The sequence below is a fragment of the Flagellimonas maritima genome, assembly GCF_003269425.1.
Taxonomy (GTDB): domain Bacteria; phylum Bacteroidota; class Bacteroidia; order Flavobacteriales; family Flavobacteriaceae; genus Flagellimonas; species Flagellimonas maritima.
Genome location: NZ_CP030104.1, coordinates 506625 through 528363, shown reverse-complemented (window position 1 = coordinate 528363; position 21739 = coordinate 506625). Strand labels below are relative to the sequence as shown.

The 21739-nt window shown below is 37.2% G+C and carries 19 protein-coding genes; 13 read left to right on the top strand and 6 right to left on the bottom strand.

Annotated features, from left to right (window positions below):
* Positions 1-414: 414 nt before the first annotated feature.
* The gene (locus tag HME9304_RS02375; protein WP_112377068.1) at positions 415-1353 is read left to right on the top strand and encodes a calcium/sodium antiporter; all 939 of its coding nucleotides are present in this window, start codon (positions 415-417) and stop codon (positions 1351-1353) included.
* Positions 1354-1488: 135 nt separating this feature from the next.
* On the opposite strand, the gene HME9304_RS02370 is transcribed toward HME9304_RS02375, so the two are convergent.
* Positions 1489-2499: a glutamine synthetase beta-grasp domain-containing protein gene (locus HME9304_RS02370; protein ID WP_112377067.1), complete on the bottom strand. Its 1011-nt coding sequence runs from the start codon at positions 2497-2499 to the stop codon at positions 1489-1491.
* Positions 2500-2709: 210 nt separating this feature from the next.
* Between HME9304_RS02370 and HME9304_RS02365 the strand changes: the two genes are divergently transcribed.
* The 7 genes from HME9304_RS02365 (at position 2710) to HME9304_RS02335 (ending at position 9673) form a co-directional block, all read left to right on the top strand.
* Entirely contained in the window at positions 2710-4896 is a 2187-nt protein-coding gene (locus HME9304_RS02365; protein WP_112379700.1) for a glutamine synthetase III family protein, read from the top strand.
* A 73-nt stretch (positions 4897-4969) separates the two neighbouring features.
* Entirely contained in the window at positions 4970-6148 is a 1179-nt protein-coding gene (locus HME9304_RS02360) for an AIR synthase related protein (RefSeq protein ID WP_112377066.1), read from the top strand.
* Between the two features lie 46 nt (positions 6149-6194).
* Positions 6195-6650: a QcrA and Rieske domain-containing protein gene (locus HME9304_RS02355; RefSeq protein ID WP_112377065.1), complete on the top strand. Its 456-nt coding sequence runs from the start codon at positions 6195-6197 to the stop codon at positions 6648-6650.
* A gap of 24 nt (positions 6651-6674) precedes the next feature.
* Entirely contained in the window at positions 6675-7112 is a 438-nt protein-coding gene (locus HME9304_RS02350) for a thioredoxin family protein (protein WP_112377064.1), read from the top strand.
* A complete protein-coding gene (locus HME9304_RS02345) occupies positions 7109-8104 on the top strand; it encodes an FAD:protein FMN transferase (RefSeq protein ID WP_112377063.1) in 996 nt (331 codons plus the stop codon). The genes HME9304_RS02350 and HME9304_RS02345 overlap by 4 nt, the downstream gene beginning before the upstream one ends.
* Positions 8105-8112: 8 nt before the next feature.
* Positions 8113-8322, top strand: a complete 210-nt coding sequence (locus HME9304_RS02340) for a DUF4266 domain-containing protein (protein WP_112377062.1) — start codon at positions 8113-8115, stop codon at positions 8320-8322.
* 88 nt (positions 8323-8410) lie between these two features.
* Entirely contained in the window at positions 8411-9673 is a 1263-nt protein-coding gene (locus tag HME9304_RS02335; protein WP_417935252.1) for a DUF3570 domain-containing protein, read from the top strand.
* Here HME9304_RS02335 and HME9304_RS02330 read toward each other — a convergent pair.
* Positions 9654-10319 carry an ATP-binding cassette domain-containing protein gene (locus tag HME9304_RS02330; protein ID WP_112377060.1) on the bottom strand — a complete coding sequence of 222 codons (666 nt, stop codon included), beginning with the start codon at positions 10317-10319 and terminating at the stop codon, positions 9654-9656. The two genes, HME9304_RS02335 and HME9304_RS02330, sit on opposite strands and share 20 nt — an antisense overlap.
* A gap of 356 nt (positions 10320-10675) precedes the next feature.
* Here HME9304_RS02330 and prfA point away from each other — a divergent pair, with 356 nt between their 5' ends.
* Entirely contained in the window at positions 10676-11752 is a 1077-nt protein-coding gene (gene prfA / locus HME9304_RS02320) for a peptide chain release factor 1 (RefSeq protein WP_112377058.1), read from the top strand.
* Between the two features lie 226 nt (positions 11753-11978).
* On the top strand, positions 11979-12800 hold the full coding sequence (pyrF, locus tag HME9304_RS02315) for an orotidine-5'-phosphate decarboxylase (protein ID WP_112377057.1): 822 nt from the start codon (positions 11979-11981) through the stop codon (positions 12798-12800).
* Between the two features lie 3 nt (positions 12801-12803).
* Here the strand turns inward: pyrF and HME9304_RS02310 are convergent, their stop codons facing one another.
* Positions 12804-12998, bottom strand: a complete 195-nt coding sequence (locus HME9304_RS02310; RefSeq protein ID WP_112377056.1) for a hypothetical protein — start codon at positions 12996-12998, stop codon at positions 12804-12806.
* A gap of 179 nt (positions 12999-13177) precedes the next feature.
* On the opposite strand from HME9304_RS02310, the gene HME9304_RS02305 reads away from it, so the two are divergent.
* Together HME9304_RS02305 and HME9304_RS02300 are read left to right on the top strand one after the other, a co-directional pair.
* Complete coding sequence (locus HME9304_RS02305) at positions 13178-13960, top strand: alpha/beta fold hydrolase (protein WP_112377055.1); 783 nt, start codon at positions 13178-13180, stop codon at positions 13958-13960.
* 6 nt (positions 13961-13966) lie between these two features.
* Complete coding sequence (locus HME9304_RS02300) at positions 13967-14473, top strand: hypothetical protein (RefSeq protein WP_112377054.1); 507 nt, start codon at positions 13967-13969, stop codon at positions 14471-14473.
* A gap of 178 nt (positions 14474-14651) precedes the next feature.
* Here the strand turns inward: HME9304_RS02300 and HME9304_RS02295 are convergent, their stop codons facing one another.
* From HME9304_RS02295 to purU, 3 genes are all read right to left on the bottom strand, one after another.
* Positions 14652-16169 carry a helix-turn-helix domain-containing protein gene (locus HME9304_RS02295; RefSeq protein WP_164674714.1) on the bottom strand — a complete coding sequence of 506 codons (1518 nt, stop codon included), beginning with the start codon at positions 16167-16169 and terminating at the stop codon, positions 14652-14654.
* Between the two features lie 357 nt (positions 16170-16526).
* The gene (locus HME9304_RS02290; protein WP_112377052.1) at positions 16527-17231 is read right to left on the bottom strand and encodes a DUF4197 domain-containing protein; all 705 of its coding nucleotides are present in this window, start codon (positions 17229-17231) and stop codon (positions 16527-16529) included.
* Positions 17232-17300: 69 nt separating this feature from the next.
* The gene (gene purU, locus HME9304_RS02285; RefSeq protein ID WP_112377051.1) at positions 17301-18149 is read right to left on the bottom strand and encodes a formyltetrahydrofolate deformylase; all 849 of its coding nucleotides are present in this window, start codon (positions 18147-18149) and stop codon (positions 17301-17303) included.
* A 142-nt stretch (positions 18150-18291) separates the two neighbouring features.
* Here purU and HME9304_RS02280 point away from each other — a divergent pair, with 142 nt between their 5' ends.
* On the top strand, positions 18292-21738 hold the full coding sequence (locus HME9304_RS02280; protein ID WP_112377050.1) for a methylmalonyl-CoA mutase family protein: 3447 nt from the start codon (positions 18292-18294) through the stop codon (positions 21736-21738).
* The last annotated feature ends 1 nt before the right edge of the window (position 21739 follow it).

The window sequence follows — 21739 nt, the reverse complement described above, 5'->3', positions numbered from 1 at the left end:
AAATGAGAATAATCATGTTTCCAAATTTTTAGATTAAAATCGATACAATTGCATACAAAATTGTAGGTCAAAAAATGAAATAGGATTTAGAATTAATGTGACTTACTTGAAAAAAGTATTAAAATGATATCATAAAGTATGCTTTATATAATAAAATGTTATAAATGTAGAGGCTATTTGTATCTATTTTTAAAAACCAAGGGGCCTTTCATTCCAAAAAGCTGGTAATTTTGCTATTTCATTAATTCATTGAACAAGAAAAAAAGAATTATCTGAAGATGATCAAAGGTTGAATTAGTGACTTTTTTGACAATCAAAATTATTCTGGAGCGATAAATTTTATGAAGCAATTTTTTTTCGTTTCAAAAACAATAGCATATAAATCTTCTTCTATATTTACAGCAAAATTGTTTTTTGGAAAATTTACTCTTTATTGTTCTCGGTCTAGCTTTACTTATTGCTGGAGGTAACTGGTTGTTAAAAGCCGCAGTTGCGATGTCGTTAAGACTTGCGATCCCAAAAATTGTGATAGGTATGACCGTGGTTTCCTTTGCCACTTCCGCACCGGAACTTATTGTTAGTATTAAGGCAGCGTTGGATGGATTTCCAGATTTGGCATTGGGCAATGTTGTAGGTTCCAATATTGCCAATTTAGGTTTAGTACTTGGGATTACCGTACTATTGGGAAGCATTGATGTGCGGAAAAGCTTTTATACTACAGATTGGCCAGTAATGATGGTAGCATCTTTACTATTTGTGGGCTTTATATATTTTGATGGGGTTTTGGAACAATATGAAGGTATTATAATGGTAATCCTCTTGTTTTTGTTCTTGGTTTACCTACTCCGTTTTCAAAAGACAGCAGTAGTGGACGAAATGCCAGAGGATGATATTCCGATGCCGCTATATAAGATAGCTCTTTTCTTGGGAATAGGGGGGACAGCATTATGGGGCGGTTCTGAATTGTTGATTGATGGTGCTGTAGGTCTCGCTTCTACTTTTGGGGTAAGTGATAGGGTCATTGGTATTACCGTTGTATCCATAGGTACCAGTATTCCAGAACTGGCAGCCTCTATTATAGCAATTATCAAAAAGGAAAAAGCAATTTCTTTGGGGAACTTGATAGGCTCCAATATTTTTAATCTTTTGGCTGTTTTGGGAATTACATCTATAATTACACCAATAACCGTCGTGGATAAAGGTCTGCTTTCTAGTGACATCTTTTGGATGCTGGGGATTTCATTCTTGATACTTCCCTTGGTTTTTATTCCAAAAGGATTACGATTGGGGTGGCGTGATGGTATAATCCTCGTTGCTTACTATGTAATCTTTGTTTATTTTACGATTACCTAAATTTCACTATAAATTAATTTTAGGATCATAGCTTCTAAATTAGGATAGAAGGCCTTTTAAAATAGAAGAGAAATTAAAAAACCGCTTCCAAATAGGAAACGGTTTTTTTAAAATCAACAACAATTAGCTCGTATGCTATACATCTGCAGACTTAACGGTCTTGATGATTCTAGCTGCTATTTTGTATGGATCTCCATTGGAAGCAGGCCTTCTATCTTCCAACCAACCTTTCCAACCTTTTTCAACGGTCATAATCGGAATACGGATAGAGGCACCCCTGTCAGAAACTCCATAGCTGAAGTCTTTTATAGATGCAGTTTCGTGATCTCCCGTTAAACGCTGATCGTTGAACTCTCCGTATACTGCGATATGTTCTTTAGTTACAGGTCTAAAAGCTTCACATATTTTTTCATAAACCTCTTTGGAGCCAGCTGTTCTTAAAGTTGTATTTGAAAAATTGGCGTGCATACCCGAACCGTTCCAGTCCCCTTTTATAGGTTTTGGGTGATACTCAATATAGTAACCATAAGACTCGGTCAAACGATCCAGTAAATAACGTGCAATCCATATTTCGTCACCGGCCTTCTGTGCTCCTTTTGCAAATAATTGGAATTCCCACTGACCAGCGGCAACTTCTTGGTTGATGCCTTCAAAATTCAATCCGGCTTCTATGCATTGATTGGCGTGCTCCTCAACCAGATCACGGCCCCAAGTATTTCTTCCGCCCACGGAACAATAATATAGCCCCTGCGGACCAGGATATCCCCCAATTGGGAAACCAAGCGGCAAAAGTGTTTGTGTGTCCATGATAAAATACTCTTGTTCAAAACCGAACCAGAAATCGGAATCGGGATCATCTATAGTCGCCCTTGAATTTGATTCGTGCGCTGTACCATCAGCATTCAGGACTTCGGTCATCACCAAAAATCCATTGATTCGTGCAGGATCGGGATAGATAGCTACTGGTTTCAGCAAACAGTCGGAAGAACCACCTTCTGCCTGTTTTGTAGAACTTCCATCAAAAGACCACATGGGGCAGTCTTCCAATTTGCCACTAAAATCATCTTCAATTTTCGTTTTGCTTCTCAAATTGGCTGTTGGTTCGTAGCCATCCAACCAAATGTATTCTAATTTAGATTTGCTCATAATTCCGGCAGTTATTTATTCTCAATTTTATGATTGACAAAAATATGTTTTTCATTCAATAATTCAGTTTTTTAAGGGTTAAAATAACAAACTACTGCACATAATTTAAATTACCCCTGTTTTAAGTGGGGTCAAATGAAAAAAAAAGTAAATTTTGAAGGATATATTATTAAATTGTTAATTGTAATTTTGTCAACTAAACTTTTATCAATGCCAAATACTAGATTTAAAGCTTTGTCGGAAAGTCGTACCAGGGTTCATAAAACCATTAAGGAAACAGGTAGGCGATCGGAGATGTTCGGAAAAAATGTCTTCAATGAAGAGCGGATGCTTCAATTTTTGACCAAGGAAGCATTTGGTAAGGTTAAGTCCGCCATTTTTCAAGGCAATAAAATAGATAGAAAAATTGCCGATCAGGTTGCAGAAGGTATGAAGGCTTGGGCGTTATCCATGGGTGCCACACACTATACACATTGGTTTCAACCTTTAACGGGATCTACCGCAGAAAAGCATGATGCTTTTTTTGATATACTATCAGATGGTAGGGCGATGGAAAAATTTGAAGGAGGCCAGCTGGTACAACAGGAACCTGATGCGTCCAGCTTTCCAAATGGTGGAATACGGAATACCTTTGAAGCAAGAGGATATACAGCATGGGATCCAACATCGCCAGCATTTATTTATAAGACAACACTATGCATTCCAACAATTTTTGTTGCGTATACAGGTGAAGCTTTGGATAATAAGGCCCCACTGCTCCGGGCTTTACATGCTGTGGACGAAGCTGCAACCGCCGTTGCACAATATTTTGATAAAAATGTTCGTAAAGTTCATGCGACCTTAGGTTGGGAACAGGAATATTTTTTGCTCGATAAATCCTTGGCACACTCAAGGATGGATATTGTGATGACAGGTCGTACGCTGCTAGGGAACCCAGCGGCAAAGGGCCAGCAACTTGATGATCATTACTTTGGGGTTATTCCTCCAAGAGCATTGAGTTTTATGAGCGATTTGGAAAAACAATGCACAAAACTGGGTATTCCAGTAAAAACCCGTCACAATGAAGTGGCACCAAACCAATTTGAACTTGCGCCAGTTTTTGAAGAGGCCAATCTCTCCGTAGATCATAACTTATTGTTAATGGACGTTATGGAAGAAGTGGCGGACAAACATAATTTTACTGTTCTTTTCCACGAAAAACCATTTGCGGGAATCAATGGCTCGGGAAAACATAACAACTGGTCTTTGGCTACGGATACGGGGGTCAATCTTCTCAGTCCTGGTTCCACACCAATGAAAAACCTTCAATTTTTAACATTTTTTATAAATACAATAAAAGCAGTTGATACTTATGAAGAGTTATTGCGATCTTCCATAGCTTCCGCAAGTAACGATCATAGATTGGGAGCCAATGAAGCTCCACCATCAATCATATCAATTTTTATTGGAAAACAATTAAGTGATGTTTTGGATGAACTGGAAGGCGTTTCCAAAGGAAAATTGTCACCACAGGAAAAGACAGAGCTCAAGCTCAATGTGGTGGGTAAAATCCCTGAAATTTTGTTGGATAATACGGACCGTAACAGAACATCACCTTTTGCATTTACCGGAAACAAGTTTGAAATGAGAGGAGTTGGAGCTAAAACCAATTGCGCAAAACCCATGACCATTTTGAATACCATTGTTGCAAAACAACTTAAGGACTTTAAAAAAGAAGTGGATGCGCTGATAGACAAGAAAAGTCTAAAAAAAGATGAAGCGGTTTTCAATATATTGCGAGAGTATATAAAAACCTCTAAAAGAATCCGTTTTGATGGGGACGGTTATGGAACGGAATGGCAAGAAGAGGCCAGAAGAAGAAAACTGAGCAACAACAAAAACACTCCCGAAGCTTTGCAAGTAATAACCTCCAAGGAAAGTATCGCACTTTTTAAGACTATGGATGTTATGAACGAAGTAGAATTGAACGCGCACCAAGAGGTTGAATATGAGGCTTATGTTTTTAATGTTCAAATAGAGGGAAGGGTTTTGGGTGAAATGGTCTACAACCATATTATACCTGCTGCACTTTCTTATCAAAATTTACTTTTGGAGAATATTAAAGGTCTAAAAGAAGTTTATGGTGCCGCCCATAAGAAAGTTGCGGAAAGCCAATTGAATATTTTGGAGCAGTTGGGAGAGCACATGATGGAAATAAAGAAATTGACCGATGAAATGACAGCTGCGCGCAAAAGAGCCAATGGATTATCAACCACCGAGAGAAAATCCCGTGCTTACTGTAACAACGTAAAACCTTATTTTGATACGATTCGGGAGCAATCTGACAAAATTGAAAAATTGATTTCAGATGAACTATGGCCATTTACAAAATATAGGGAACTTTTGTTTGCCAAATAAGAAAGCTCTATAAAGACTGCTTCGTTTCGTTATAAATTAATGGTATTGCTCTATTTTTGCCCAAACTGAATTTATGTCCTCAGATACAAGTAAGAGATATGCTCAGCGCGGTGTTTCAGCATCAAAGGAAGATGTGCACAATGCGATTAAGAATATTGATAAAGGGCTTTTTCCAAAGGCTTTTTGTAAGATCGTACCCGATTATCTTACTGGTAGTGCAGAGCATTGTTTGGTAATGCACGCCGATGGTGCCGGCACTAAATCTTCATTGGCATATTTGTATTGGAAGGAAACAGGTGATATTTCTGTTTGGAAGGGAATTGCCCAGGATGCCCTTATCATGAACGTGGATGATTTAATTTGTGTTGGGGCTACCGATACTATTATGCTTTCTTCCACTATAGGTCGAAACAAAAACTTGATTCCTGCTGAAGTTATTTCAGCCATTATCAACGGTACCGAAGAATTGATATCGGATTTATCAAAACATGGGGTCAATATTTATTCAACGGGTGGTGAAACTGCGGATGTAGGGGATTTGTTGCGTACCATTATTGTGGATTCTACGGTCACCGCACGTTTGGAAAGAAAAAATGTTATCGATAATGCCAATATTAAAGCGGGAGACGTTATTGTTGGTCTGGCCTCTTTTGGACAGGCAACTTATGAGAGCGGGTACAATGGCGGAATGGGCAGTAATGGCCTTACTTCTGCGCGGCATGATGTGTTTGGGAAATATCTAGCCAAAAAATATCCTGAGAGTTATGACCCATCCGTACCTAAAGAATTAATTTACTCTGGCAATACAACACTTACCGATTCCGTACCCAACTCACCTATAAATGCAGGTAAATTGGTATTATCACCCACAAGGACCTATGCGCCAATTATCAAAAAAGTATTGGAAAAGTATACTTCTGAGCAAATTCATGGAATGGTTCATTGTAGCGGTGGAGCCCAAACCAAGATTCTTCATTTTGTGGAAAAATTGCACATTATAAAGGATAATCTCTTTCCCGTCCCACCACTTTTTAAATTGATACAAGAACAATCAGATACCGATTGGAAGGAAATGTACCAAGTCTTTAACTGTGGTCATCGTATGGAACTCTATGTTAGTGAAAAGGTTGCAAATGATATCATTGAAATTTCAAAAAAATTCAATGTTGATGCTCAAATTGTGGGTCGAGTTGAAAAGGCTGCTCATAAGAAATTGACGATACAGAGCACATTCGGTAAGTTTGAATATTAGCATACGATTAAGGTCGTTTTAGCGTTCTTTAAATAAACCTCACGCTATGGAAAGAAAAGCTTTTTTGAAAAGTTTAGGCGCCGGTGCTGCTTTTGCCTTGACTTTTCCCTGTTTACATGGATGTTCCAGTGATTCCGAAGACCTTGAAACATTTCCGGAACCGGATGGGGTAGATTTTACAGTTGATTTAACTTCTTCCGATGCTGCTCCTTTAGCTGACAACGGTGGATTTATTCTGGTAAAATCCAATCCAAGTTTGGGCTATACAGATATTGTGGTTGCCAGGAATTTAGAAGGAAACCTTATAGCGGCAAGCCAAATTTGTAGTCATCAGCAAACAGAAGAGGTACGTTTTATTTCTGAGGATGGTGGTATTTTTAGATGCTCCACCCACGGTTCAAGATTCAATCAGAATGGAACACCTCTAAATTCAATAACCAGCAATCCGTTACGCGTTTTTAATACAGAGCTTACAGGTACTATCCTTCGAGTTTTCGAATAGTTAAATATTATTTTGGTCGGTCAGATGAAAAAACTACTGTTCATAACATTTTGCATGCTCTTTGGTACGTTGCAAGCACAATTGTGGCAAGAGAACTTTGATGCTGCCGTTGCGTTGGCCAATGAAGAGGACAAACCCATCATTTTGGTATTTTCGGGTTCAGATTGGTGTGCGCCCTGTATCCGTTTAAAGCGTAAGGTATTTGATTCTGATGACTTTAAAAATTATGCATCTTCTCATTATGTATTGTACAATGCGGACTTTCCAAGAAAGAAGAAAAACCAATTGCCAGCAGATAAACTGGATTCACATAAATCACTCGCAGAAAAATATAATCCACGCGGTCATTTTCCATTAGTGGTGATTATGGATAAACAAGAGTCAGTTTTAGGCATAACAAGTTATAGCCCTAGGAATACCACAAAAGAATATATTTCGCTATTGAATGATTTTTTAAAATGAAAGCACACATTGTTCTCTTTTGCAGCCTATTTTGTATGCTGTCCAAAGGACAGGTGCAGGAAGAGGTCACTGTAAAAAGAACATTAAAGCTTATGGGCACCAGGTTCGAAATAACTGTGATTGCTCCCAACGAGGACATTGGTTATTTGGACATAGATGAGGCCGTATCAGAGATAAAGCGGATAGAAAAAATGATTTCCTCTTGGGACGAAGCATCTGAAACTTCCTTGATCAATAAAAATGCTGGTGTAAAACCAGTAAAGGTTTCTTTAGAATTATTCCGGTTGATAGAACGATGTAAAAAGATTTCGGAAATAACCGATGGGGCTTTTGATATCACTTATGCATCAATGGATAAAATTTGGAAGTTTGACGGCACCATGAAAAAATTGCCCGCTAAAATATACGTACAAAGGTCTGTGGAAAATATAGGGTACGAGAAAATTGTGCTTGATACACTTGAACAAACTGTTTATTTAAAGGATACGGGCATGAGGATTGGCTTTGGGGCAATTGGTAAGGGATTTGCTGCAGATAAGGCAAAGGAACTAATGGTCTCTAACCAAGTAAAAGCCGGTGTAATAAATGCATCTGGTGATTTGACCACTTGGGGAACTAAAACCAGTGGTGAAAAATGGTTGATAGGCATAGCAAATCCTTTAAGTAAGGATAAAGTATTCAGTTGGTTGCCAATCGTTGAATCTTCTGTAGCCACTTCTGGCAATTATGAGAAATTTGTTATGTTGAACGGGGAAAGATATTCCCATATTATCGACCCCAGAACAGGTTACCCTACAAAGGGAATCAACAGTGTTTCTGTTTTTGCAAAGAATGCGGAATTATGTGACGCTCTAGCTACAGCAGTGTTCATTATGGGAAAGGATAGTGGAATCCATTTGATTAACCAGATTGATGGAGTAGAGGTGGTTGTGGTGGATTCGGACAACAAGGTTCAAAAAAGTTCGGGAATCATTTTTGATAAAAAACAGTAAATTTAAAAATGCGAAAAATCCTAATTTTATTTGCTCTTTTAATATTCAGTAGTTCTTGTGTCGCAGTGAAAGAGTACGATAAGGTCTATCTCAATGATGTGGAAATGCAATTGGGAGCCCGCACCTATGAACGTTTTGAAACTAATTTTCAAATATACCGAGAGGCTTCGGCAGGTGCAAATGGTGGTAAAACAGGAGGCGGTTGTGGCTGCAATTAAAGCAAAAAGTTCAAATTTGAAAATTGAAAGATTTTCTTCAAAGATTTTCAGCTCCCAACACAATGAGTACCGTTGTCGCTTATCACTTATATTGATTTTTCTTCTTAATATTTCTTTTGCACAGGCGCAACAAAACACTACATCCTATAAAAAACGTGTATTGGAGACCAGTGAAATTGACCTTTTGTTCAGCTACTATGAGCAAGATGGTCAAAACGCTGCGGTCACCGGTGGGGAAGGTACAGAAGAACTTACTGATGCCACATCCACGATTGTTTTACGAATACCCATAAACGATGATGATGTATTGACCGTAGATGTAGGACTTTCCGCTTACACCTCTGCTTCTTCCAGCAATGTGAATCCATTGGATGGAAATAACCTGAACACCACACCGTTCGATGCGTCATCTGGAGAATCCAGACGGGATGTATTGACCTATATAAATCCTAGTTACCGGCACAGTTCAGAAAACAGAAATTCCATTTGGAGTGCAAACGCATATTTATCATCGGAATACGATTATTTTTCAATTGGTTTTGGAGGAAGTTATACAAGACTCTTTAATGATAAAAACACAGAGCTCACTATTGGTGGAAATGTATATTTGGATAAATGGGATCTTATTTATCCCATAGAACTGCGCGAAGGTTTTTTTGATGATCGTATTGAGGGAGATGGCACCTATGATCCTGCTTTTTCTGAATTTTCAGAAGCGAATAGAAATTCTTATGCCCTATCACTGGGTTTTTCCCAAATTTTAAACAAAAAATTACAGGGCGCTCTTTTCATGGATGTAGTCTCGCAAAGTGGTTTGTTGAGCACTCCTTTTCAAAGGATTTATTTTGGGAATGCGGAAAACTTCTTTATTGATGATTTTCAATTGGCAGATGACGTGGAACGGTTACCTGATAACAGATTTAAAATCCCCTTTGGGGGCAGATTGAATTATTATGTGAACGACCTCTTGGTTTTGCGTTCCTATTATCGTTTCTATTGGGACGACTGGGGCATAACCTCACATACGGCTAGTTTGGAGGCGCCATTTAAAGTAACCAATAAGTTCACATTGTATCCTACTTACAGATATTATACACAATCTGCAGCAGATTACTTTTTTGAGAAGGAAGACGCACTTTCAACCTTTGAATTTTATACCTCTGATTACGATTTGTCAAAGTATGACGCACACCAATATGGGTTGGGTTTACAGTACAAGGATATCTTCGCAAACTCCAAGATTTTTTCATTTGGATTAAAGACCATTGATTTGCGCTTTAGCCACTACGACAGAAGCGATGGCCTTAGCGCCTACATTCTTACATTGGGAACTACTTTTGTTGGGAACTAGAGCTTAAGTATCCGTCGTTTACTAAATCATCAATATTGTTGATGAGTTTGGAATGGCCATTTTTCAATAAATAGAGGGTGTTTGCTATATTCATTACATCATTATAGAAATGATCCGTAATGATGGTTATTCTATTTTTTTTCTTTGATAAGATCATATCTTTAAAAATATCCACATATATGGGAGCGATAAAAGAAAATGGCTCATCCAATAAAATGATTTTAAAATCTCTATTCAAAATCAAGTATGTTTCCAATATTCTTATTTCACCACTTGAGAGCTCAAAAACCTTATACTTTTCGTAAACTTTAAAACTTTTGAAAATTTCTGTAAACCTATTCCAGTCCACATTGAATAAACTGAAGATTTTTTCGATTTTGATGTTATTTGGTAGTAATTGATGTTGGGGAAGGTATGCTATGGAATTTGATAAAAATAATCTATCCTTACGATTTTTGCCATCGATTCTTATAGATTTGTATTTTGGTTTTAAACTGCCAAATATTATTTTAAGGAGAGATGTTTTTCCGCATCCATTTCTTCCTAAAATTCCAGTTACTTCACCTTCCTTTGCTTTAAGATAAATACCGAACAGAATTTTTCTTGGACCAAAATTCAATTCTATGTTATCTATTTCAAGAATCAATCCACAAAAAGATTAAATAGATTATTACTGATATTATGGTGTCAAAAACAATTGCTAGCAAAAGCAGTAAGGTTTTTGAAACCCCAAAGTTCTTATAAAAGATAAGTTTTTGTTTTAATTTTTCTTCTTTAAAAAGAAAAAACACCAAACCCAGAAATATTATTTTGGAAAACGTAATGGCCATAAAAGGAATTTTGGCGATACATAAGAACACGGTTAGCCCAATAGAAATTGCCAAAATAGATTTACTGAAGAAAAAAGCCAAGTAATAGGTAGTAAGGCGAAGTAGTGCGCTCATAGCTGTTATTAAATGTACAAATTAATCGTAAATTCGTAATCTTAACGCGGATTGATTTATGCTTGACAAACTCAATATAGTAAAACAACGTTTTGATGAGGTTGCCGACCTTATTATTCAACCAGATATCATTTCAGACCAGAAAAGATATGTAAAACTCAACAAGGAATACAAAGATTTAAAACTTCTGGTCGATAAACGTGATGAATATATAACGCTTAGCAACAATATTGACGAAGCAGAAGAGATTATTTCTGACGGTAGTGATGCCGAAATGTTGGAAATGGCCAAGATGCAATTGGAAGAAGCGAAAAATGCACTCCCAAAATTGGAAGATGAAATAAAGTTCCTCCTAATCCCCAAAGACCCGGAAGATGAAAAGAACGTAGTAATGGAAGTAAGGGCTGGAACCGGTGGTGATGAAGCCAGTATTTTTGCTGGTGATCTCTATCGCATGTACGCCAAATATTGTGAGTCCAAAGGATGGAAAACCAATATTATAGATTTGAGCGAAGGAACCAGTGGCGGGTATAAGGAAATCCATTTTGAGGTAAATGGTGAGGATGTTTACGGGACCTTAAAGTTTGAAGCAGGCGTACACCGTGTGCAACGTGTACCACAAACGGAAACCCAAGGCCGTGTTCATACAAGTGCTGCTACGGTAATGGTGATTCCCGAAGCCGAGGATTTTGATGTACAGATCGAGCCAAAAGATGTTCGTATCGATTTTTTCTGTTCATCAGGACCTGGTGGACAATCCGTGAACACAACCTATTCCGCAGTTAGGTTGACACACGTTCCTACAGGCTTGGTCGCGCAATGCCAAGACCAAAAATCCCAACACAAAAACAAGGAAAAAGCATTTAAAGTATTGCGTTCAAGATTATACGATTTAGAGTTGGCCAAAAAACAGGAGGAAGATGCGGCCAAAAGAAACTCGCAGGTCAGCAGTGGTGATCGTTCGGCAAAAATTAGAACCTACAATTATCCACAGGGGAGAGTTACGGATCATAGAATTGGTTTAACGCTCTACGATTTACAAAACATAATCAATGGAGATATTCAGAAAATCATAGACGAGTTAATGCTGGTAGAAAACACGGAGAAGCTAAAGGAGGCCTCGGAGATTTTTTAAATTTAGTAGTTAGTAGTTAGTAGTTAGTAGTCAGTAGTAGTCAGTAGTCAGTAGTCAGTAGTCAGTAGTCAGTAGTCAGTAGTCAGTAGTCAGTAGTCAGTAGTCAGTAGTCAGTAGTCAGTAGTCAGTAGTCAGTAGTCAGTAGTCAGTAGTCAGTAGTCAGTAGTCAGTAGTCAGTAGTTCTGAATTGAATGTCAGTTCGAGCGCAGTCGAGAACCAAATTTTAATGAAAATAGACCATTTAGTTTCACAGATTCATAAAAAAAAATCTTTTCTATGTATAGGGCTTGATACCGATTTGGATAAGATTCCAAAACATTTACTCACAGAAAAGGACCCAATCTTTTCCTTCAATAAGGAAATAATAGATGCTACGAATCAATTTTGTGTTGCTTATAAGCCAAATATTGCTTTCTATGAAGCGTACGGTCTTAAAGGATGGAAATCCTTGGAGAAAACGATGGATTATCTAAATTCTGAACATCCTAATATTTTCACCATCGCAGATGCAAAACGGGGGGATATCGGAAACACTTCCACGAGATATGCGAAAGCTTTTTTTGAAACCTTGAATTTTGATTCAATCACCGTAGCGCCATATATGGGAAAAGATTCTATAGAACCTTTTTTATCTTTTGAAGATAAGCACACCATATTGCTTGCATTGACCTCAAATGAGGGTGCATACGACTTTCAAACAAAGCGTATTGATGGACAAGAGCTATACAAAGAGGTTTTGGAAGAATCAAAATCTTATAAAAATGCAGAAAGATTGATGTATGTTGTGGGTGCCACGAAGGCAGTTTACTTGCAAGATATTAGGAGAATTGTACCTGAGAGCTTCCTTTTAGTGCCAGGTGTAGGTGCACAGGGCGGTAACTTGCAAGAAGTTTGCAAATATGGTATCACAAAAAATATAGGATTACTTGTTAACTCTTCCAGAGGAATTCTTTATGCTTCAAACAACATGGATTTTGCTGAAGCAGCTGCAGAAAAAGCCAAAAATATACAGAGAGAAATGGAAATCGAACTCAACAAATTGGAATAATATTTAAACCAAGCTTTCCAATGTCTTTTTAATTCCTTGTGCCTTTCTATTGAAAAATTCCTTTAAATCGGTGTCCATATATGTTGCATCAGCTGCCTTCTCAATAAAATTCTGATACATAACCTCCAAAACCGAAACGGCTTGATTTAAACTCGTGATCGGAGTCACAGCTCCAACCTTACAATACTGATTATTCATAACTATAAGATTTGTTATATCAAAGATACGTTGAAAACTCTAGTATGGACTACTGTCAAAAGGTGTACACATCTAGAAATCAGGCACTTTATCTAAAATTTAACAGAATTGTAATCTCTCACGTTAGAATCTTACCTTTTGTAAGCGAAAAATTAACGTACATTTATAAAAAACAATAATTGCTACACTACACGGCATATAGGCATGATATTTCAAAAGAGTGGGTCACATTTGTACATGGGGCGGGAGGCAGTTCCACAATTTGGTATAAGCAGTTGAGGGACTTTAAAAAACATTTTAATGTTTTGTTGTTGGATTTGAGAGGGCATGGCAATTCAAAACCCAATATAAAGGATGCTTTCAGTGATAAATACACTTTTGATTCGATTACAGCTGATATCATTGAGGTTTTGGATTATGAGAACATAGAAAAGTCACACTTTATTGGGATATCCCTTGGAACCATTTTGATCAGGAATTTAGCTGAAAAATACTCTGATAGGGTACAGAGCATGGTAATGGGCGGTGCTATAATGAAGCTTAACCTTCGCTCGCAAGTTTTGATGCGGCTGGGCGTTATCTTTAAATCTATAGTGCCTTATATATGGCTTTATAAATTTTTTGCATTTGTCATTATGCCGAACAAAAATCATAGGGAGTCTCGGTCGTTGTTTGTACGAGAAGCTAAAAAATTATACCAAAAAGAATTCATAAGATGGTTCAAGTTAACTTCTGAGATTAATCCGTTGTTGCGTTTTTTTAGGGCAGTTGATATCAAAATTCCAACATTCTACATTATGGGCGAGGAGGATTACCTCTTTCTCCCAACAATAAAAAAGGTAGTGGGTTCACATGTTGCGTCTACACTTCATGTCATCGAAAATTGCGGCCATGTTGTCAACGTGGAAAAACCAATGATTTTCAATGAACAGGTAATCAAGTACTTACAAAATGTGAAGTAGCGCAAAATGATAAAGACTTTTGTAGTACTGGCCTTTTTTGTTTGTATTACATCGTATGGGCAACAGCATACAGAAACATGTTCTTGTTGCTCGGACAATCATCATGCTTTTGATTTTTGGGTAGGAGAGTGGAATGTAACCACTCCAAAAGGTCAGGTTGCTGGCACAAATAAAATCAGTAAGGAAGAAAATGGCTGTGTAATTCGTGAAAAATGGAGCAATGGGAGTACAGGATATACAGGAACAAGTCTTAATTTTTATAATAATGTTTCAGGAAAATGGGAACAATTGTGGGTCGACAATACAGGAACTTTCTTAAAGCTTTCCGGTAACAGAATCGGTAACCGGATGATATTGTCTTCAAAGGAGTTTACCAAAGCTGATGGAAAACTTTATAGAAACAGAATTACCTGGACGAAAAATGAAGATGGAACCATAAGACAGCTTTGGGAACTTTTGCTTAAAGAAGAAGTAGTTAGTGTCCTATTCGATGGATTATATAAAAGAAAATAAAACAGCTCATAGGCAAAAGGTATTATTGCTGACTAATTCAATTATCCCTAAATGAGACCAAAAATGTCTTATTAGTTTCCTGATGAGCTGTTTTCTTGATTAAAAATAGAGATGTTGAAATAGCGAACGGAAATTCCTGATAAACCTTTACCTTATTTCATTTTATTAAAATTGACAATCATGATGTCCTTGCCACTGATTTTTGAAATTGTGAGGGAGTTAGTTCCGTATCCTTTTTGAAAGCTTTATTGAACGTTACCTTATTGTTATAACCAACTTCATACGCTACATTGATAATATTTAATTTTCGGGATTCGTTTTCTATCAGTAATTGCTTTGCTTCTTTTATTCTATAGATATTTACAAATTCATGAAAACTAACATTAAAATGCTCATTAATGATTTGTGATGCGTTGTGTCGTGTAGTATTTAACCTTTGCGCAACCATATCTAAATTGATATTGTTTTCCTTATAGATTTTATCTACAGCAAACAAGTATAAGAGGTTTTCCTTTAATTCATCGGATAGGCTAGGGGTAAGTCCAGACTTTTCATATTTGGGGAACAATCTATTCTTATAAGAGTAAACACCGCTAAAAACATCAGGTTGAATATTTGCAGAATATCCAACATAAAGCACCATCAGAGCCATGGTTGCCGCAGAAATATCAAAAAGTACACCATTGGTATGACCTGTAATTATGACCATGCCATATGCCGTGTAAGCGAAAACATAAAGAATATGAATATGGTATACGTTTTTTTGCCACAGTAAACTTTTCTGTTCAAGCTGTATATTGTTCTTTCCATTTGCATAGACCTTTCCTATAAAAAAACCATAAACTGTCAGTGAAACAATTTTTAAAATAACAAGAATCATTAATCTGTTGGAGTCTTGGGGTCCTAGACCATCTTGCATTCTGGAGAGCATGAGTGCTATCTTGTTTTTATGGGAAAGTACATAGACATCCAGTATAAGATAAATAATCAATACAGCAGTTGGCGTTAAATGCAATATATCGATAGGTTTAAATTTGTATTTAAGGGTCGTTTTTTTAAAATAAAAATATAATAGGGGACCGTACAGGAATACCGCCCAAGTAGACATTAGGTAAGTATGCGGATATTCAAAAAAATAGTTCGAGGAATTGATGCTTATATGTAATATAAAAAACGAATGGATGAAAATGAACGATGCAATGAAAAAACGGGATGCGGGATGAATTTGTTTGTTAAAGCAAAGGATTAAAACCACATAAAAGCCAACTATAGCAACAAATAAATATATTATGGACCAAGTGGTTACTTTTGGAATTAACCTATCAGATATTTTTTTGAATTTGCTTTCTTCCCTAATGGGGTCAAATCCTTCATTGAGCAAAAAATTTGGATTGAATTCCAATTGTAGATACTCCATTAGGCTCGCTGTTGACTCGTCTACATTGCCCAACGCTGCTTGGCTCAATGAAAGCCTTTTTAGTATATATGTTTTTTTGTCAGAATCAATTAGGTTTTTTTCATAAATGGGGATTGCCTTTTTGTACCTATGTATGTTGTAATAGTAATCGGCCCATTTAAGTGAATCGAATACCGAAAGTGAAGTGGTGAGGTCTGATTTGTTTAAATTATACGCTTCAACTTGGTTAGATGTACATAAAAGGATAGATAGGAAAAAAATTAATTTTGACCATCTCATTATTTTGATTGATGAATTAACTCCCTTGAAATTAGTGAAATACGAAAATTTATTTGTTAACGAAACCCTAAAAAAAGTAATTCCCGATAAGAATTTACCTTTTGGAAGCTGTTCCACAAGAATTTTGGAAGTAGAAAACCCCATTGCAAAACTATCCGAAAAAGAAAAAACCAGTGCGAACACTGGTTTTAAACTAACTAACTCAAAAAAATGCTAACTCAGATAATCTTTTGCAAAATTCAATTTTACCTTTTTAGCAAAGGTTAATTAAACTTTAGGATTTTGTTATACTTGATTGACATTCTTAATTTTAAACGGATAATTCTGACGATTATTGCATGTAAAAAAAGTTTGAATTTAGTCTTGGAGCGCAAAAACCCTTCTTAACAGATCCGTAGTTCTGGAAGAAACTTTGTTCCTAATCTCTTTCTCTTCGATGGCTATCATGGTGTAAACGCCTTTTAAAGCTTCCTGTGTTGTATAATCCGTTAAATCCGGGTTTACGTTTTTAGTAAGAGGTATAGTATTGTATCTTGTTATAATGTTGTTCCATATCTGGTCTGCACCCACTTTTTTAAATGAATTTTGTATGATCGGATTAAATTTATCATACAACTTTGACTTAGTGGATTGTTCTAAATAATTGGTGGCTGCATTATCGGCTCCCAGTAGAATTTGCTTCGCATCGTTGAACGTTATTCCTTTTACCGCGTCTATAAAAATAGGTGTGGCTTCACCTACGGCATCTTCAGCAGCCCTATTTAATATTCGCAGTCCTTCATCCGCTAGATTATCGAGGCCTATGTCCCTGAGTGTCTTTTCAACTTTTTTTAATTCATCAGGAAGAAATATTTTGACCAGTTCATTTTTGAAGAAGCCATCTTTGATGGCCAATTTATCAACTTGCTTGTCTATTCCCATATTAAGGGCATCACGGAGTCCCTGGGCTATTTCTGCATTCCCAATGCCAATTGTTCCTTGGGGTAATTGATTAACGACCTGTTGAAGTTCAGTACAGCCTAAAAACTGAAAAAATAAAAAGCATAAAAGAATTCGTTTCATTTGTAAGATTTATGGTTAATGCGATTTTCTGTAGTTTGTTAGTATGCTTTGAATTTAGTTAGAATTTTTTTATGAAAAAATTACGGTCTTATTATTATATACAATTGTTTTTCTAGAAAGATGAAGTTTAACGGCCCGTGAAAGCACAATTTTTTCCAGATCTCTCCCTTTTGCAATAAAATCTTTGATGGAATGTGAGTGCGAAACGGTTGTGACATCCTGCTCTACTATGGGACCAGCATCTAAATCTGCAGTTACATAATGACTGGTGGCGCCTATAATTTTAACACCTCTCTCAAAAGCAGCGTGATATGGCTTTGCACCAGCAAAAGCAGGTAAAAAAGAGTGATGGATATTAATGATTTTCTGAGGATAAGCATCTATTAACTTTGGTGACAGAATTTGCATATATCTTGCAAGTACAATAAAATCTACCTCATATCGGCGTAGCAAATCCAATTGTTTGGTCTCTGCTGACTCTTTGTTTTCTTTCGTGACCGGTATATGATAGTATGGAATTTGAAATTGATCGGCTATATATTTTAGATTTTGGTGATTGCTCAAGATAAAGGGAATATCTACCAAGAGCTCCCCGGAATTAAATCTGCTCAAAAGATCATAAAGACAGTGGTTGTATTTAGAAACAAAAATGCCCATTTTGGGTTTTGTATCTTCCAAATGTACATCCCAGTGCATACCGTATTTTTTTGCCATTCCATTTGCAAATTCTTCTTTAAAACCAGAAAGTGAAATGTTATTTTCAAATTCACTCTCCAACCTCATGAAAAAAATTCCCGCCTCTTTATCCACATGTTGGTCCAGATAAACAATATTTCCACCTTTTTGATGTATAAAATGTGTAACCGAGCTTATGATTCCAGATTTGTCGGAACAATGGATAAGTATGGCAAGTTTCATTCGGTTTATTTAGAAAGGTAAAATTATGATATTCAAAAAAACCTACTCCAAGACCTTTCTATTTTTATAAAATAATAGGTAAAATCGGTTTTAAGTTGCATTTTCTTTAAATTGCAAGACGAAATAAGACCTCTAATTGTCAATGAAACAAACAAAGCCCTATTCGCCAAAAAATAAAATAAGGATTGTAACTGCAGCATCTTTATTTGATGGTCATGATGCCGCCATCAATATCATGAGACGCATAATACAATCCACTGGGGTCGAAGTAATTCACTTGGGACATGATAGAAGTGTTGCCGAAGTGGTGGATTGCGCTATTCAAGAAGATGCAAATGCGATTGCTATGACCTCGTATCAGGGCGGTCATAATGAATATTTTCGGTACATGTTCGATTTGTTGAAAGAAAAGGGAGCCGAGCATATTAAGATTTTTGGCGGTGGAGGCGGTGTTATCCTTCCTAAGGAAATAAAGGATTTGATGGATTATGGCATTGAAAGAATCTATTCCCCTGATGATGGAAGGGAGATGGGGCTACAAGGGATGATCAATGACCTGGTGCAACGTTGTGATGTTGAAGTACCTGATTTGAAATTGGCCAATGGAGAAAAATTGGAAGAACTACTTATTGAAAAACAGGTAAATACTTTGGCCAGATTAATATCCTTGGCAGAGAATAGGCATGAAATTTTTGAAAAATACCAAAATCACATTGGAAAGCATTCCAACAAAATTCCTGTTCTAGGTATAACAGGGACTGGAGGTGCGGGAAAATCTAGTCTTGTGGACGAATTGGTTAGACGATTCTTGAGCGATTTCCCTGATAAGCAAATAGGCATAATTTCAGTAGATCCTTCCAAACGAAAAACAGGAGGTGCCTTATTGGGCGATAGAATTCGAATGAATTCTATCAACAATGAAAATGTTTATATGCGCTCATTGGCGACAAGGCAATCGAATCTGGCACTTTCCAAACATGTAGCAGAAGCTGTTCAAGTACTAAAAGCAGCGCAATTTGATCTAATTATTTTAGAAACTTCGGGTATCGGCCAATCAGATACGGAAATTTTGGAGCACAGTGATGTTTCCCTGTACGTAATGACACCTGAGTTTGGAGCGGCAACACAGCTTGAAAAAATAGATATGTTGGATTTTGCCGATGTCGTAGCAATAAACAAGTTTGATAAAAGAGGAGCATTGGATGCGTTGCGCGATGTAAAGAAGCAATATATGCGCAACCAAGGTCTATGGGATGTGAACCAAGATGACCTTCCAATCTTTGGAACCATCGCTTCGCAATTCAACGATCCGGGCATGAACAGGCTCTACAAAGCAGTGATGGATACCTTGGTCAAAAAAGCAGGTTCAAAGCTGATATCCAGCTTTCAAGTATCGAACGAAGCTACAGAGAAGATATTTGTGATACCTCCCGCAAGAACAAGGTACCTTTCTGAAATTGCAGAAACCAATCGTGCTTACGACAAACGTGTAGACGATCAAGTAGTGGTGGCCCAAAAACTGTTCGGAATTCACCAAACAATTTTATCTGTTCTTTCAGATGAAAACGGAAAATCTTATTTAATTAAGTCCGGTCTTGACCATGATTCTATTCTCGAAGAAGTTCAAAATGATGAAATTCCCTTTGTAAAATTGCTGATTGCACAATTTGAGAAGGTTAAAATGAACCTAGATCCACATCATTGGGAATCCATTATAAAGTGGCAAGAAAAGGTTGCGACATACAAATCAGAAATCTATACATTTAAAGTAAGGGGCAAGGATGTCAATATCCAGACCCACACCACTTCGCTTTCCCATAGTCAAATACCTAAGGTTGCATTGCCAAAGTATGAAGCTTGGGGAGATATTTTGAGATGGTGCTTACAGGAGAACGTTCCTGGGGAGTTTCCCTATACTTCGGGATTATATCCATTTAAGCGAGTAGGTGAGGACCCCACAAGAATGTTCGCTGGCGAAGGTGGACCGGAACGTACCAACAGGCGCTTTCATTATGTTAGCTTGGATATGCCGGCAAAAAGGCTTTCCACTGCTTTTGATTCTGTAACGTTATACGGTAACGATCCAGATCATAGACCTGATATTTATGGGAAAATCGGAAATGCAGGGGTCTCCATTTGTTGTTTGGACGATGCCAAAAAATTATATTCAGGATTTGATTTGAGCAACCCGATGACATCCGTGAGCATGACCATCAATGGACCTGCACCCATGCTCTTGGCATTCTTTATGAACGCTGCAATTGATCAGAATTGTGAAAAATATATTAAGGAAAATGGTCTTGAAAAAGAGGTTGAGAAAAAAATAAATTCGTTTTTTAAAGGACAAGAAAAGACACGTCCATCATATCTAGGAAGTCTTCCCAAGGGAAATAATGGACTTGGTTTATTGTTGTTGGGCGTTACGGGAGACCAAGTTTTACCTGAAAAAGTTTATAGTGAAATAAAAGCAACCACGCTCAATCAAGTTAGGGGAACGGTACAAGCGGATATTTTAAAGGAGGACCAGGCACAAAACACTTGTATTTTTTCTACAGAGTTTGCTCTTAGGTTGATGGGGGACGTACAAGAATATTTCATTGAACATCAAGTACGGAATTTTTATTCCGTATCCATTTCTGGCTATCATATTGCTGAAGCAGGCGCAAATCCCATTACACAATTGGCGTTCACCCTATCCAATGGATTTACCTATGTGGAATACTATCTGAGCAGAGGAATGGACATCAACAAGTTTGGCCCAAACCTATCTTTCTTTTTTTCAAATGGGGTTGACCCGGAATATGCTGTAATAGGAAGGGTTGCCAGAAGAATCTGGGCAAAGGCATTGAGGGAAAAATACGGTGCTGATCCACGAGCACAAATGCTAAAGTACCATATCCAGACTTCAGGCAGAAGTCTTCACGCCCAAGAAATCGATTTTAATGATATTAGGACTACGTTACAGGCACTTTACGCAATCTATGATAACTGTAATTCGCTTCACACCAATGCGTATGATGAAGCAATCACTACGCCCACGGAGGAGTCTGTTCGCAGGGCTATGGCCATTCAGCTCATTATTAATAAGGAATTGGGATTGGCAAAGAACGAAAACCCCATGCAAGGTTCTTTTATTACAGAAGAGCTTACAGATTTGGTCGAAGAAGCTGTTTTATTGGAATTTGATAGAATTACAGAGCGTGGCGGCGTATTGGGCGCTATGGAAACAATGTACCAACGTTCCAAGATTCAAGAAGAGAGCCTTCACTATGAAACTTTAAAGCATAATGGAGAGTACCCTATAATCGGTGTCAACACATTTTTGAGCTCCAAGGGTTCACCGACTATATTGCCAGCTGAGGTAATTAGAGCTACAGAAGAGGAAAAGCAAAACCAAATAGAAACCTTACAGAATCTTCATTCAAGAGATAAAAAAGAAACGGACCAACAATTAAAGGAACTTCAATTGGCTGCAATAAACAATGAAAATCTTTTTGAAAAACTGATGGAAGTAACAAAATACTGTTCGCTGGGACAAATTACCAATGCGCTATTTCAAGTTGGAGGGCAGTATAGGCGTAATATGTAAT

Bases quoted from the DNA above. Each gene is read 5' to 3' on its own strand.
- HME9304_RS02350 (WP_112377064.1), top strand. From the start codon at position 6,675: ATGAAAAAACTACTGTTCATAACATTTTGCATGCTCTTTGGTACGTTG.
- HME9304_RS02370 (WP_112377067.1), bottom strand. From the start codon at position 2,499: ATGAGCAAATCTAAATTAGAATACATTTGGTTGGATGGCTACGAACCA.
- HME9304_RS02345 (WP_112377063.1), top strand. From the start codon at position 7,109: ATGAAAGCACACATTGTTCTCTTTTGCAGCCTATTTTGTATGCTGTCC.
- HME9304_RS02300 (WP_112377054.1), top strand. From the start codon at position 13,967: ATGATAAAGACTTTTGTAGTACTGGCCTTTTTTGTTTGTATTACATCG.
- HME9304_RS02280 (WP_112377050.1), top strand. From the start codon at position 18,292: ATGAAACAAACAAAGCCCTATTCGCCAAAAAATAAAATAAGGATTGTA.
- pyrF (WP_112377057.1), top strand. From the start codon at position 11,979: ATGAAAATAGACCATTTAGTTTCACAGATTCATAAAAAAAAATCTTTT.
- purU (WP_112377051.1), bottom strand. From the start codon at position 18,149: ATGAAACTTGCCATACTTATCCATTGTTCCGACAAATCTGGAATCATA.
- HME9304_RS02365 (WP_112379700.1), top strand. From the start codon at position 2,710: ATGCCAAATACTAGATTTAAAGCTTTGTCGGAAAGTCGTACCAGGGTT.
- HME9304_RS02360 (WP_112377066.1), top strand. From the start codon at position 4,970: ATGTCCTCAGATACAAGTAAGAGATATGCTCAGCGCGGTGTTTCAGCA.
- HME9304_RS02340 (WP_112377062.1), top strand. From the start codon at position 8,113: ATGCGAAAAATCCTAATTTTATTTGCTCTTTTAATATTCAGTAGTTCT.
- HME9304_RS02295 (WP_164674714.1), bottom strand. From the start codon at position 16,169: ATGAGATGGTCAAAATTAATTTTTTTCCTATCTATCCTTTTATGTACA.
- HME9304_RS02310 (WP_112377056.1), bottom strand. From the start codon at position 12,998: ATGAATAATCAGTATTGTAAGGTTGGAGCTGTGACTCCGATCACGAGT.
- prfA (WP_112377058.1), top strand. From the start codon at position 10,676: ATGCTTGACAAACTCAATATAGTAAAACAACGTTTTGATGAGGTTGCC.
- HME9304_RS02355 (WP_112377065.1), top strand. From the start codon at position 6,195: ATGGAAAGAAAAGCTTTTTTGAAAAGTTTAGGCGCCGGTGCTGCTTTT.
- HME9304_RS02290 (WP_112377052.1), bottom strand. From the start codon at position 17,231: ATGAAACGAATTCTTTTATGCTTTTTATTTTTTCAGTTTTTAGGCTGT.